General features: G+C 37.7%; 13 protein-coding genes. 4 read left to right on the top strand and 9 right to left on the bottom strand.

The window, feature by feature from the left end; genetic code table 11:
• Positions 1–194: 194 nt before the first annotated feature.
• From H7U19_RS03255 to H7U19_RS03240, 4 genes are all read right to left on the bottom strand, one after another.
• A complete protein-coding gene (locus H7U19_RS03255) occupies positions 195–3,011 on the bottom strand; it encodes a triple tyrosine motif-containing protein (protein WP_246454581.1) in 2,817 nt (938 codons plus the stop codon).
• A gap of 201 nt (positions 3,012–3,212) precedes the next feature.
• Positions 3,213–5,576: a hypothetical protein gene (locus H7U19_RS03250; protein ID WP_186558724.1), complete on the bottom strand. Its 2,364-nt coding sequence runs from the start codon at positions 5,574–5,576 to the stop codon at positions 3,213–3,215.
• Positions 5,577–5,877: 301 nt separating this feature from the next.
• Positions 5,878–6,546, bottom strand: a complete 669-nt coding sequence (locus H7U19_RS03245; RefSeq protein WP_186558721.1) for a bifunctional 4-hydroxy-2-oxoglutarate aldolase/2-dehydro-3-deoxy-phosphogluconate aldolase — start codon at positions 6,544–6,546, stop codon at positions 5,878–5,880.
• A gap of 89 nt (positions 6,547–6,635) precedes the next feature.
• Positions 6,636–7,682, bottom strand: coding sequence for a sugar kinase (locus H7U19_RS03240; protein WP_186558718.1), 1,047 nt, complete (start codon positions 7,680–7,682; stop codon positions 6,636–6,638).
• A 289-nt stretch (positions 7,683–7,971) separates the two neighbouring features.
• Here H7U19_RS03240 and H7U19_RS03235 point away from each other — a divergent pair, with 289 nt between their 5' ends.
• Positions 7,972–9,021: a LacI family DNA-binding transcriptional regulator gene (locus H7U19_RS03235; protein WP_186558715.1), complete on the top strand. Its 1,050-nt coding sequence runs from the start codon at positions 7,972–7,974 to the stop codon at positions 9,019–9,021.
• Between the two features lie 85 nt (positions 9,022–9,106).
• Here H7U19_RS03235 and H7U19_RS03230 read toward each other — a convergent pair whose 3' ends face one another.
• The 5 genes from H7U19_RS03230 to H7U19_RS03210 form a co-directional block, all read right to left on the bottom strand.
• Positions 9,107–9,433, bottom strand: coding sequence for a hypothetical protein (locus tag H7U19_RS03230; RefSeq protein WP_186558712.1), 327 nt, complete (start codon positions 9,431–9,433; stop codon positions 9,107–9,109).
• Positions 9,434–9,617: 184 nt separating this feature from the next.
• Positions 9,618–10,013: a rhodanese-like domain-containing protein gene (locus H7U19_RS03225; protein WP_186558709.1), complete on the bottom strand. Its 396-nt coding sequence runs from the start codon at positions 10,011–10,013 to the stop codon at positions 9,618–9,620.
• A 3-nt stretch (positions 10,014–10,016) separates the two neighbouring features.
• Positions 10,017–10,337 carry a rhodanese-like domain-containing protein gene (locus H7U19_RS03220; protein ID WP_186558706.1) on the bottom strand — a complete coding sequence of 107 codons (321 nt, stop codon included), beginning with the start codon at positions 10,335–10,337 and terminating at the stop codon, positions 10,017–10,019.
• A gap of 98 nt (positions 10,338–10,435) precedes the next feature.
• Entirely contained in the window at positions 10,436–11,053 is a 618-nt protein-coding gene (locus H7U19_RS03215; RefSeq protein WP_186558704.1) for a thioredoxin family protein, read from the bottom strand.
• Between the two features lie 11 nt (positions 11,054–11,064).
• Positions 11,065–11,589, bottom strand: a complete 525-nt coding sequence (locus H7U19_RS03210) for a TlpA family protein disulfide reductase (RefSeq protein ID WP_186558702.1) — start codon at positions 11,587–11,589, stop codon at positions 11,065–11,067.
• Between the two features lie 102 nt (positions 11,590–11,691).
• Between H7U19_RS03210 and H7U19_RS03205 the strand changes: the two genes are divergently transcribed.
• The 3 genes from H7U19_RS03205 (at position 11,692) to H7U19_RS03195 (ending at position 14,471) form a co-directional block, all read left to right on the top strand.
• Entirely contained in the window at positions 11,692–12,174 is a 483-nt protein-coding gene (locus tag H7U19_RS03205) for a MarR family winged helix-turn-helix transcriptional regulator (RefSeq protein WP_246454580.1), read from the top strand.
• A 321-nt stretch (positions 12,175–12,495) separates the two neighbouring features.
• Positions 12,496–13,902 (top strand): anthranilate synthase component I family protein, encoded by a 1,407-nt coding sequence (locus tag H7U19_RS03200; protein WP_186558701.1) that lies wholly within the window; start codon positions 12,496–12,498, stop codon positions 13,900–13,902.
• A 2-nt stretch (positions 13,903–13,904) separates the two neighbouring features.
• Positions 13,905–14,471 (top strand): anthranilate synthase component II, encoded by a 567-nt coding sequence (locus H7U19_RS03195; protein ID WP_186558698.1) that lies wholly within the window; start codon positions 13,905–13,907, stop codon positions 14,469–14,471.
• Positions 14,472–14,555 lie beyond the last annotated feature (84 nt).

Raw genomic sequence — 14,555 nt, 5'->3', positions numbered from 1 at the left:
TATCGAATTAAGAAATTCGCATTTTCGCCCACTACAAAAAATATACATCGTAAAAAAAATGCCCAGTTTTTACCAAAACCTCAATAAACTCTTGTTTTTATTGAGAATTTAAAGTTTTCAGATAAAGTTCGATTTCTTAAATTTTACCAAATGTTGTGGTGTTGTATAGGTAAGAGTAGGACGTGTTGTAGTCTCTAAATTTCAAGTATATAGTCCGTGAGGCTAGATTCGTGGGGCAACTCCATCTTTTTGCGCAATCGGTAACGTTTTACCTCTACACTTCTTGGGGATATATTCAATAATGGTGCAATTTCTTTTGAAGATAAATTCAATCGTAAATAAGCGCACAACCTAAGATCATTTGAAGTGAGCACAGGGTGCAGGCTTTTTACTTTCTTTAGGAAGTCCTTGTCCGCATTGTTAAATGCCTCTTGAAACACGTTCCAATCATCATTGTTATTAAGGTTTCTATCAATAATTTTTACAACTTGTTTAACGCCTCTGCTACTGTCTGCAGCTTCTAATTCCTGTTTGATGCTACTTAAAAACTCATTCTTTTTGATAAGGTTCATGGTAGCAATACCTAATTCCCTATTTTTACTTTCGATATCCTCTCTTAGCCTTTCATTTCTAAAACGCATCAATTGCTGCTTATTTTCAAGTTCTTTCAGTTCCAACTCCCTTGTAGTTTTTTGCATCAAACGCTCCCTTTGCTTTCTGTAGTAGTTTTTATAAATATTATGCATAAATAACGAAAACAGCAGGACTGCTATGCCGTATAGAACCAAGGCCGTATAAGATAGAAACCAAGGTCGATCTATCCTAAAGGCATAGGATGCCGAATTTGAAGTGGGATGATTTCCGACCTTTCCTTCAACAATAAATGTATAGTCGCCATAGGGGAGGTTTTCAAAAGAGGCAAACCCCTCATCGGTCCAATTGCTCCAGCTATCATATATACCCTCAAGTTTATACCTATACATGGGCTGTTCATTTTTCAAAAACTCAGAAATGCTATATGAAAACTGTAAATTATTTTCGGCACTATCAAATAAAGGTTTCCCCTTGAGGCTAACCAGACTCGAAGAGTCCATATCTTTGACCCTATTTAAAGCAACTTGATTGATTTTGATTTCATGCTGGTTTTCCACCAGCTCATTTAAATCCAAAATAGTATAACCCGTCTTTGATCCTAAAAGATATTGTTCATCATTGACAAGTGTAACATTTTCGTAGCCTTTAACATCTTTTCTTATATCAACGGGAAACGGCACCTTATTTATTTTCTTTTCTCCGCTTAACTTTGAGGATGTAATATAGTTTATGCCGTCCTTCGAAAACCCCCAAAGCTTTTTGGACTTTTCATCCGATACCAATTTTGCCGAGGTAAAACCTCCCCTACTAATCAGCCCGCTCAAAACGCTATCATGTTCAAATTGTTTCGTGTTGCTATTAAACCTGAAAACACCATCCATACTTGAGTAAAGTATATTATCCTCATACTTGATTAAGCTCGAGTACAGCTTATTTTCAACAATTTCTTTTTTATCAACTGAAAGCACTTTGGTCAGGTCTTTATCCAGCTTTAATTTGTAAACACCTTTGTATTCGTGGCTCACAAAAACTTCAGTGTCACTCAAAAATTCAAAATATCGACTGGAAATATTAAAACCTGCGATTTTATTTCGAAACTGCCACCGGCCATTATTGTTCTGAAGGACGTACAGCCCATTATAATTGCCCTGAAGCAACAAGTCTTGCCTACTCTCAACAGAATTTATGAGCCAAGTTCCCTGCACGTTTGCTACTTCTGTGGCCTTTTTTCCCTCGATAGAGAATGTTCCCGAATTGTGGCCACAAAAAAGGGTATTATTTATTACCCCTAGAAACCACACTTGGCCCTGTGTACCTTCGATAAATTCAAAATCAGAGCCATCCTTAAAGGGCCTACAAAACAAGCCCTGATTGGTACCTAGATACAGCATGTTTTCATAAACCAGTGAAGTGTAGACACTACCGATTACCCCTGTTTTGTCCAAAAAAATATGATAAGGGGATTTCATATTAATGCAGTTAACGCCATTATCAAGGCCCAGCCATAAGTTATTGTCCATATCTTCAAAAAGTGAAAGCACGGTATTATTACTTAAGCCATTGGATTGATCAATTCTATATTTTTCCTCTCCATTTTCATCAATATGAATAATGCCATGTGAAATTGTCCCTAATACAAAAGTCCCATCCCGAAGCCGGGTACAACTAAAGATACTAACATCTTGAAGCACTTCATTAACCTTTGGACGCCAAGGGCTAAGCCCCCCATCGTCCAGCGTATAGAACCCATTATTCTGGGTGAGCAGAAGCAAACCTCCATTAACGATGAACACTTCCACAAGAATATTTTTTGTAACAATAGTGTCATTGGAAACTAATACATCGGTACCATTTTCTATTCTATAAAGGCCGTTAAGGCGGTTTTGAAAATAAAAGTTATCTCCAACTTTAAAAAGTTTAGAAATCTCTGTTTTGGACCTTATCGCACTGTGGGATTTAGATTGTTTGTTATAGATGTAAATGTGCTCAAAAGACTGAAATAATATCCAATCATCCAGAGATTCAATGTTCCAAAATTCCTCGTCCTCTTGAAACTCTATTCCGAGTTGGTTCGCTAAGGATGTATAATTGAGCACTCCGTAATCGTCCCTTTTCCAGTATCCAAAATCGTGATAACTACCCGTATAAATAAGACTATCTAAAACCTTTACCGATCTCAGAATAGTTTGGTTTGGAGATTCGTATAATGTCCATTTTGAACCATTATATTCCAAAAGTCCCATATTATTCGCTACATATATAGAACGGTCTTCCGATTGGGCTATACCCCAATTTTGTGAGCCTGCTCCATACGATTCCGGAGTAAAAACATTGATTGGTGGCCTTTCCTGGGAAATAGAAGTTAAACTAAAGCCTAGAAGACACAGTACTACTAAAAAGTAACGGACAGCTTTCAAAATAAAACATAATGTTGTGTTGCTAAGTTAATAAAAATAAGGCTTTAACAGCTTAATGTATTGTATTTGTATGGCTATAAATTATAAATTGTATAGTTTTAAGTCGACAAAACCAGACGCAATAAAACCTTCTTAGGAGTTATTTCTTAAAACTTATAATTAAAGAATTCGTTACTTAGTCCAACGACTATAATTCACAATTTAATTCTCGATGCACTTCAACTTATCAATGAAAAATTCCTTGTAATCGATAGTCTCAATAGTTTTGGATGCTTTTGTTGCCTTAAGATAAAGTGATTTTATGGGAGATTTTTTTAATACTGTTATTTGGGATGAAGTCAAATTACCTTTAAACAAAAACTGCCCACACTCCAAATCCCAGGAGTGATAAAACATAACCGTTTGGTTATTCTCTAGGGTTACCTTTACAAAAGACCTATTATTGGACAAGTAACTTACGCACCCTAAATCATCAGGCATGGTAAAAAACACATTCAATTTCCTGCCCTGTTTATACAATTCCACGGTTAACCTATCTGATAAATTATAAGGTTCAGTTCTTTTGGTTTCCATGTTATAAAACGAATCATACTCGTTTATTTGGTAATGACAACTATCTCTAAATTTCAAGCGCTCCAATATTGCCTTGCGCTCTGCTTCCTTCTCACTGTCTTCTTCTGAATTGACAGTCGAGAGTTTACTCTTTTTCTCTTGAGCCATTAAAATGGAATCTCTGACTCTTTGCTGCACCATAGCTTCGGTCTGTTTTCTGATACGTTCTTTTTCCAGTTCCAAATTTTTTCTTTCAGCTACCCTAACCTCAGCTATTGAATCGGCCATTCTTTGCTTCACCTCTGCGATGGCCCTTTGTCTGGCCAATTCTTTTTCGCGTTCCATTATTTTTCGTTCTTCCTCCCTTACTTTGGCGATGGAGTCCGCCATTTTTTGGGCAAGAAGTTCTTTTTCCCTTTCCAACTGCTTCTTTTCAATTTCCCTAACCTTTAAAATCGAATCGTTACGTAATTTTTCTTTTAAGGCCAGTTGGCGCTTTTGTTCCAACTCACGTTGCAAAGCCATTTGATTCTCTTCCTCTTCTTTGGCTTTTGCAATAGCTTCTAATCGTTTTCGTTCTTTTAACTCCGCTGTCCGTTTTCTGGACTCTTCTTTTTCGCGCTCAATTCTTTTGGACTCTTCTTGAGCTTTCGCTATGGAATCCAATCTAAGTTTCTCATTTAGAGCTTCCTTACGCTTGCGTTCCAGCTCTTTTTGGAGTTCGATCTGCTTGCGCTTTTCGGCTTCAACTTTGGCTAAAGAATCCGCAACTCGTTTTTTTCGTATCTCTTCGACTTTTTTCCGTGCTAACTCCTTTTGAATTTCAATCTGCCTTAACTCCTCCTCAACTTTGGCAATGGAATCCAATCTTTGCTTTTCCTTTAAGGCCGCTTCACGTTTCCTTGTCAATTCTTTTTGCAATTCAATTTGACGTTTCTCTTCTTCCTTGGCCTTAGCAATGGAATCCAATCTTCGTTTCTCTTCGAGTTCTTCCACTTTTTGCCTTGCCAGCTCCTTTTCTCTTTCGATTCGTCTTAAATCTTCTTGAACCTTGGCGATAGAATCCAAACGACGTTTTTCTCTCAAAGCTTCCATACGCTTTCTTTCCAAATCCTTTTGTAATTCGATTTGTCGTCTCCGTTCAGCCTCAACCTTGGCAATAGAATCTGATATCCGTTTCTTTCGGAATTCCTCGGCCTGTTTTCGTGCTAGTTCCTTTTGGATTTCTATTTGTCTCAACTCCTCCTGCACCTTGGCAATAGAATCTAATCGACGCTTTTCCATCAACGCAGCTTGTCGTTTTCTTTCTAGCTCTTTTTGCAGCTCAATTTGACGCTTTTCTTCCTCTTTGGCTTTTGCAATGGAATCTAACCTTCGCTTCTCTTTCAGCTCTGCTGCGCGTTGCCGTGCCAATTCCTTTTCGCGTTCAATACGTCGCAATTCTTCCTGCACCTTGGCAATGGAGTCCAAGCGTCGTTGCTCTTTCAAGGCTTCCAATCGCTTGCGCTCCAACTCTTTCAACCGTTTTTCCTCTTCTATTTTGGCTATTGAGTCGCGTCGTTGTTTTTCCTTAAGTTCTTTAGCTCTCTGTATAGCAAGCTCCCGCTGTCGCTGTTCCTCTTCAACCTTGGCAATGGAATCCCGTATTCTTTTTTTCTTTTCCTCAACAATATCTTGGATTTTCTTTTGGCGGGCTTCTTCTGCCGCGATCAATTTTTGCATTTGCTGTTCCTCATAATCATAGAACAAATCCATCATATCATCACTAATCAGCAGAAACTCGTCGCTAACAAAACCAGGCACTTCTTTGTAAATAACTTCGTAGATATTCCTTCCGATATAACCAGTAACCAAGCATTTATCATTGACTTTAAATCTGGCTACAACTTGCGACATGTCACCGGCATCTTTATAAAGGCTTCCGCCCTCGATAAATCTTGTTTTGATGGCTACTTCCTGCGAGAAGTTATTCTGTGAAACCAGCAGAAGAATAAATAGTAACACGTTTTTCATACGGTCGTAATTTAAGGTGATTTGGGGTTTAGTGCTTATCTTTTAATTTATATTTCCATTACTTATGGTGAATATCTTATGTAAAATACGCCAAATTTTTTATTGTAATGCATTGATTTTTTTTAACGTACCCTGAGAGACTCTTATAATAAAGTCACTAATATACATTTTCAAATTAAAATCGTTACAAATTTAAGACCAAAGGCGTGATGTATCTATCAACACCATAAAAAAATCTCTTGAAATGTAGATTTCAAGAGATTTAATACTAATACCCTATATTAGAAAAAGGACTTGCTTTTTACTTTCTTACGGCCTTTACGATATTAAGCGCATTCCTTACATCCTGTTCCAGCTTTGCGTAATCCTTGTTTGCAATAATGTCTTTTGAAATTAACTGGGAGCCCATGCCCACACAGGTTACCCCTGCATCAAACCAACCTTTTAAATTGTCTTCTGTTGGCGAAACACCGCCCGTTGGCATAATGGACGTCCACTGTTGTGGGCCTTTAATGCCTTTAACGAATTGAGGTCCATAAATATCCCCAGGGAATAATTTTACGATTTCACAACCCAGTTCCTCAGCTCTTGTAATTTCGGTCAAAGTACCACAGCCAGGTGACCAAAGTACTTTTCTTCTATTGCAAACGATAGCGATATCCTCGCGCAATACTGGTGTTACGATAAAGTTTGCACCAATAGACATATAAAGGGAAGCCTGACCCGCATCGGTAACAGACCCAACGCCCATAATCATACCGGGCAATTCCTTAATTGCATATTTGGTCAATTCGGCAAAAACCTCGTGGGCAAAATCGCCACGAGCGGTAAACTCCATCAAACGTGCGCCTCCATCATAACAGGCCTTTAAAACCTTCTTACTTAGTTCAATGTCACTGTGGAAAAACAAGGGAATCATCCCCGTTTCCTTCATTGCCGTTGCTACTTCTATTCTTGAAAATTGTGCCATTTTTTTTATGTTGAATTGTTAATCCGTGCATTTGTTGAACTGAAAAACCGATTAAACGATTCAACAGTTCAACAACTAAACACTTATTTTTATCTAGCTACCCTACCGGAGGCGTCCCCTCCCATTAATTTCTCAACCTCAGAAACAGTAACCAAGTTAGCATCTCCTTTGATAGTATGTTTTAAACAAGATGCAGCTACCGCAAAATCCAATGCATTTTGGTCATCCTCTGGATATTTTAACAACCCATAGATCAATCCGCCCATAAATGAATCTCCACCGCCAACGCGATCCACGATGTCTGTTATTTGGTACTGACGCGTTTGGAACAAAGTTTTTCCATCATAAAGTACACCGGCCCAAGTATTATGCGAAGCAGAGATAGATCCCCTTAAAGTGGTAATTACTTTTTTGGCCCTTGGGAATTTCTTCATCATCTGGTCACATACTGATAAAAAGGCATCGCCTTTGACCTGCTCTCCTTGAGTTGTAATGTCTAACCCTTCAGGTTTAATGTTGAAATGCTTCTCTGCATCCTCCTCATTTCCCAAAATAATATCACAGTAAGATGTCAATTCTGTCATAACAACCTCCCGATGTGCGTTATCGCAATATTTCCATAATTTTTGACGATAGTTCAAATCGGTAGAAATGGTTAGTCCTTTTGCACTTGCAGCTTTTACTGCTTCCAAGCAAACGTCTGCCGATCCTTGTGAAATTGCTGGTGTAATTCCTGTCCAATGGAACCATTCTGCTCCATCAAACACCTCGTCCCAGTCTACCATCCCTGATTCAATCTCGCTCATTGCAGAGTGGGCTCTGTCATAAACTACTTTGGAGCCTCTTGAAACCGCCCCTGTCTCTAGGAAGTAAATCCCTAAACGGTCGCCACCCCAAACAATCTTATCAACGCCAACACCTCTTTTTCGCATTTCCATCATGGCGCACTCGCCAATGTCATTTTTTGGTAAACGAGTTACAAAATCAACATCAACTCCATAGTTGGCCAATGAAACGGCTACGTTGGATTCGCCACCGCCATAAATTGCATCGAAGTTATTTGCTTGTGAGAATCTTAAAAATCCTTGCGGAGCTAATCTCAACATGATTTCCCCAAATGTTACTACTCTTGCCATTGCTTAATTCAATTAAAATTTAATTATTGTTATTAATTCATCTTCTAAAGTGGCTCGAAAATCATTCGACACCAGTTCAGCTTAAATACCTTTTCAATGTGTTACAACGTTGGAACAATTTTTAAAACCAATAAAACAATATGCAATTTACTTTCGTAATCCAAAACGTCAAACGTTTTTATAGATAGAGATCAAAAGTATTTATTGAAGATGTTTTTAGTTGGTTTATTATTGAACTTGATAAAAAATTATATCTTTGTTCAAACGTTGGAACAAAAGTATATAAAAATTGGCAAATAAAAAAAAATCCACGATAAAAGATATTGCAAACGTTTTGGGGATTACCCCTTCTGCGGTATCCAAAGCATTGAACAATCATCCTCGGATAAGCCAACAAACCAAGGACGCCGTACTTCAGGTAGCCGAAAATCTGAACTACCAGCCCAACCATCTGGCCAGTGCACTGCGCAAAGGCAAAAGTAATTTGGTTGGGGTTATCATTCCACGCGCTAGTAGCAACTTTTTTTCTTCGGTTATCGAAAAAATAGAAGAGGTCTTAAATGATCGAGGCTACAACGTGATCATTGCCCAATCCAATGAATCCTACGAAAAGGAGTGCAAGAGCATAGAGGCACTTTTATTTACGCAGGTTGATGGCATAATAGCCTCAATGGCCAATGAAACGGTAAAGCTGGATTATTACAATAAGATAAAACAAAAGGGGATACCCTTGATACTTTTTGACCGTGGTGAAAATGATTTAAACGTGGACTATGTTGGAATTGACGACTACTTGAGTAGTCATATGGTGATTGACCATTTAGTAGAACAAGGTTGCAAGCGTATTGCGCATATAGGAGGTTTTAGCCATACCAGAATTTACAAAAACCGAATACGCGGGTATAAGGACGCTCTTGAGAAATATAATCTGCCATTTGAATCTGATCTGATTTATGAATGTAATTTGAGAAAGTCCGACGGCAGGGAAATTATGAAAAAGCTGCTAGAGCTACCTAAACGGCCCGACGGGGTTTATGTTGCAGGTGATTATGCCGCATTAGGAGCCCTTGGAGTGATGCAGTCGCAAAACATTAAAATACCTGAGGATGTGGCTTTGGTGGGGTTTACCAACGAACCTTTTTCCGAAATCGTAACACCAGGCATCTCCTCGGTTGAACAACATTCTGAAGAAATAGGTAGATTGGCAGCAGAAACATTTTTGAAAAGAGTTGATCTTCCGCAGGAAGAAGTTAGCTTGAATAAAATGATTCTGAAACCCGAACTTATCGTAAGGGCGTCTTCTAACAGAAACTTAAAGCTAGCAAATATATCCCGTTAGTCTGCTCCAAAGCTGACTTTGCTCCAAAATAAGCCATAAAAAAAAGCACTCCGGAAAGTGCTTTTGCGTATTACGTTTCTATCGATTAACTAGCCTTTTGCTTTTCCTCGATACGCTTCTTCATTTTTTCAACTTTCTTTTGATCCGCAGTAGCCCTTTGAAGATTTACTTTTTCCAAACGATTGAGCTCCATACGTATTTCTTCGCTTCTTTTTCTTAGCTTTTCAAGCTTTTCGTCCCTCTCCTTTTGTTTTTGAGCACGTTCTTCCTGCCGAATAGCTTCCAATCTTTTTATCTCCTCTTCTTGCTTCTTAAATTGCATTTTTTCCCAGGCCACTGTGCCATATGCATATCCATACATGGCAACAAATAGCAAAAGGATTAATCCTAAAATGAGCAAACCATTCTCCATAATTAACTTAAAATTTGAGGTTGAATTCTATTTTGACTTTTTAAATCTTATTGATTTTGTCAAATTCTCAATAAAAATAGGAAAAACTTGCAACTTCTAAAAAATAAAAAAGGTGAAGTACCTAAAAAAAGTGATGAACGTTTTTAAACTTGATTAGCCTTCGTATCAACTGCAAAAAAAACGGTTATTCGGAAACCGTCGGAAAGGCATTGCTTTTCCATTCCAAAAGCCCGCCTTCCAATTGATAAATTTTTTCAAAACCGGCTTTTTCAAATTGTTCTACACTTTTGGAACTTCGCTTACCAGAACGGCAATAAATAAAAACCGAGCACTCAGGATCTAAAACCATTAAGCTATCTAAAAAGTAATCAGAAAAATAATTAATATTTATAGCTCCTGGAATATGAAATTCTTTAAACTCTTTCGGCTTTCGGACGTCAACAAGTTGAATATTCTCTTTGGAGATAGAGTCCTTAAAAACTGAAGGTTTCAAAACCTCTGAATTCCCAGAATTCATCTGACATCCAGAGGTTATTGAAACCAACATGAAAATCCCTAAAAAGGAAAGCTGTTTCATCATGGATTAAGACTCCATCTGAACCAACTCACCTTCCCATTCTAAAATACCACCTTCAAGATTGTAGGCGTGCTCAAAGCCCAGCTCATCCATAATCCGGCAAGCTTGCCCACTCCTATTACCTGATCGGCAATACACATAATAGTTTTTATCCTTATCTAAATCTTCCAGTTCATTTATAAAATCCTGACCTCTATAAATATCAATATGGATAGCTTTGGGAATAATGCCCTCCGCAGTTTCCTCATCTGTTCTTACATCCAAAATGACCGCATTCTCATCATTTGATAATTGATCAGCCCATTCGTCTTGTGTTAAATCTTCCATTATTTTAATTTAATTTTCACAAAATTAATACATCTTATATATATAGACGCAAAAAAATCCGAAGTATTGCACCTCCGGATTTCAAAATTTATCAACAATTATACCTTGATGGAACACCCAATAGCCTTGGTTTCCTTTACCTTTACTTCTTTGCCATCCAACAAGGCATCAACTGCATCCTCAACATAGGTTTCTTTCACTGCCTCTGGGTTTCTGGAACTGTCGTCAATTGCACCGATGTATTCAACAACTAAGCCTACTTCTGTTTTTTGAAGCACGTAATTATGTGGTGTTTTTGTGGCACCAAATTTCGGGTATACCTTTTGCCCTTCGTCCACCAAGTAAGGAAAAGTAAAGCCTTTTTCTTTTGCCCTTTGTTGCATGGCCTCAAAGCTATCCCCTGGTTTAGTATTCGGGTTATTTGGATTTATGGCAATAACGGGATAGCCTTTTGGGGCATATTTCTTATCCAGGGCAATAATACGGTCTTCATAAGCGATAGCAAATGGACAGGTATTGCATGTAAAAGTCACGATAAACCCTTTTGCATCCTCAAAATCTGCAAAGGAGACTAGTTTTTTATCCGTGCCCATTAAGGATATTTCATCCACAACGTCACCAATTTTGTAACCACTGTGCTCCTCCTTCGATATTGCAAATGCACTTATCGCAAACACTAAAGCCGTAACGGCAATTCCTTTAATTAATCTTTTCATAATCATATGTTTTAAAATTGTTTTACTTCGTTTTCAAGTTCTTCAAAAGTAAATGACCTTTCAAAAAATTTTCTATTATCCTTTTTATAAATAATCGTCGCGGGAATCGAACCAGACCACGATTCATCTATCTTATTAATCCATTCATTTTCGTTTGGATCATTAAGAGCAATCACTTTACTTTTTAACTCCTTCTTTATAATGAAAGGCTTTAATTTTTTATCATACACATGCGGAAAATCCAAGCTCACCAAAACCACCTCAACATTCTGGTAATCGGCGTTCAGCTTTTCAAAATAGGGCAATTCTTTAATACAGGGAGCACACCATGTGGCCCAGAAATTAATTACATAAGTTTTGTCGTCCGATCGGTTTAAAAACTTCTGGAAACCTTCAAAATCATACACTTCCAAATCAACGTCCGCTTGCACTTCAACTTCTTCAGAAACCTTAACATTTTCAACAACATCTGCGTCTTTTTTGCCCTTACAGGACAACACAATACACACAATTAAAAGTAAAAATTTGAATCTCATAGGCGGATTTAATCTTCTAAAATTAAGCATTGCAACCCAAAGTTATTACGGTTTAACATTTTTTTTAACAAAATGATAATAAATAGTAAATTTTACATACATTTGTCTATACAACAGTTAAGTATGCGGATTGAGGACATCCTGAAACTTAAAGCTGACATTCCGCTACAGAAAAGTGTAATTGTCAACCTTTTATATACCTATGGGATAGTTAATGGCGAGTTGAACAAAGTCCTAAAACCTTTTGATATTTCAATACAACAGTTTAATGTATTGCGTATTCTAAGAGGTCAAAAAGGGAAGCCCGCAGAGCTAAATGTTGTGCAGGACAGAATGATTAATAAGATGAGCAATACCACGAGATTGGTAGACAAACTCATAAAAAAAGGCTTGGTTGAAAAAAAAACCAACAAAGCCAATAGAAGAAAGATTGATATCAGCATCACAGCTGAGGGATTGAGCTTCTTGAACGATATTGATACATTGATTGATAGCAAAGAAGTACAAATGGTAAGCGCTTTGTCTGACGAAGAGGCTACCGAATTGATCAGATTATTGGGCAAACTTAGGTTAATAGCAAACTAACTCTCTCTCAACGTCCGATAATCGACTGAAACTACCATACAAGTATGGTAGTTTTTTGTTTTATACAGTTTTGGACCTGAGTCCTATCTAAAAAATTCAGCAAACCATTGCGTAATTATATTTTCATCTTTATATTTGACACTCAATTCAATTAATAATGAAAAAAACAATAAATAACGCTTGGTGGTGGTGCTCTCGAAACTAACATTCGTGAAGTAACACCCTAGTATATTTAACACTTAAAATATCGAAAAGGCTTGTCAATTCACGACAAGCCTTTTTCTTTGAATTCCGGCACCGTTCGGAATCTAAAAATGAAACATGGAAAAATTTAGTCTTTATACACATCATAAACGTATCCTAACCGATACAATTACTCCCGTTACGGTTTATTATAAGATTCGTGACAAATACCCTAACAGTATCCTATTGGAAAGCGGGGATTACCACAGGAATCATAAAAACTTTTCATATATCTGCTTCAACCCTATTGCGTCAATAAAAGTTGAAAACGAAGTGATTTCAGAGACTTTTCCCGATGGAAGTTCTCGATCTATAGATATCGATGGTAATGTTGATGTTGTTGAAGAAATCTACAATTTCACCAAGCGGTTTGATGTATCTTCCGAGGAAAATTTCAAGTTTATCAACAATGGTATTTTTGGATATTCGGCATATGATGCGGTGCGTTATTTTGAGGATATTGAAATAGGGAAAAAGAATGATTCCGTTGTCATTCCCGATATTTATTATGCGGTGTATCAAAATATTATTGCCATTAATCATTTTAAAAGTGAGGCTTATATTTTCGCGCATTGTTTTGAGGGTGTTGAAAATAATATTGATGAGATTGACAAACTGATTAACGTCCAAAATTTTGCGTCTTTTGGTTTTAATTCAAAAGGAGATATACAGTCCAACTTGACCGATGAGGAATTTAAGGAGCACGTAGAAATCGCTAAAAAACACTGCCAACGCGGGGATGTGTTCCAACTGGTTTTATCCAGACGTTTTTCACAAGAATTTACTGGTGATGATTTTAATATTTATCGCGCCTTGCGGAGCATTAACCCATCCCCTTACTTATTCTATTTTGATTATGGTGATTTTAAAATCTTTGGAAGTTCACCGGAAGCACAATTGATTGTTACTGAAGGACTGGCAGAAATCCATCCTATCGCTGGTACTTATAAAAGAACAGGCGATTATGAAAAAGACGAAATTTTAGCCGAAAAGCTTAAAAATGACGATAAGGAAAATGCCGAACATGTGATGCTCGTGGATTTGGCGCGAAACGACTTAAGTCGTCATGGCAGTCAAGTAAAAGTGGAAACCTATCGTGAAGTTCAGTTCTTTTCACATGTGATTCACTTAGTGAGCAAAGTAACTGGGCAGAAGCATAGCACCACCTCAACCATGCAGGTTGTGGCCGATACGTTTCCTGCAGGAACGTTAAGTGGTGCCCCAAAACACAGGGCTATGCAACTGATTGAAGATTATGAAAAAACTAGTCGTGCATTTTACGGGGGCGCGATAGGATTTATGGATTTTGATGGCAATTTTAATCATGCCATTATGATTCGTACCTTCTTGAGCAAAGACTATAAATTGTTTTGGCAGGCTGGTGCCGGTTTGGTTTCAAAATCGAACAAGGAAGACGAATTGCAGGAAGTTTATAATAAGTTGGGGGCTTTAACGAAAGCTATTCAGTTAGCAGAAGACATTTAATTATGAAAAAAGTATTAGTCATTGATAATTACGACAGTTTCACCTATAATTTGGTACACTATTTAGAAGATTTAAATTGTGATGTAACCGTTGTTCGAAACGATAAATTAGTTCTAGAGGATGTTGAGCCGTATGACAAAATAGTATTGTCTCCAGGTCCGGGCATTCCTGATGAAGCGGGTTTATTAAAGGCAATAATTGAAAAATATGCTTCCACAAAAAGCATTTTTGGCGTGTGTTTGGGCCAGCAGGCCATTGGTGAAGTTTTTGGTGGCAAATTGGTGAACTTGGATGAAGTCTATCACGGCGTTGCCACAAACGTTACCATTAGTGTTGACGACGAATATATTTTCAAGGGTTTGAAGAAGGATATTGAAGTTGGCCGTTACCATTCTTGGGTGGTAAGTCCGGATTTACCAAGTAGTTTGGAAGCTACTTCCTTTGATGCTAACGGACAAGTAATGTCACTGCGTCACAAGGAGTACGATGTAAGAGGTGTGCAGTACCATCCAGAATCGGTTTTAACACCAGATGGGAAGAAAATTTTAGAGAATTGGGTAAATAATTAGTAAGCAGTTTGCAGTGGCAGTAAGCAGTGCTTACTCAAACATATAAAAAAGATAACAGTAACAATTCCCTCTCTTTTGGAGAGG

The sequence above is a fragment of the Hyunsoonleella aquatilis genome, assembly GCF_014270105.1.
GTDB lineage: Bacteria > Bacteroidota > Bacteroidia > Flavobacteriales > Flavobacteriaceae > Jejuia > Jejuia aquatilis.
The sequence above is the reverse complement of the archived record's forward strand: the minus strand, read 5'-3'. Positions and strand labels throughout refer to the sequence as shown.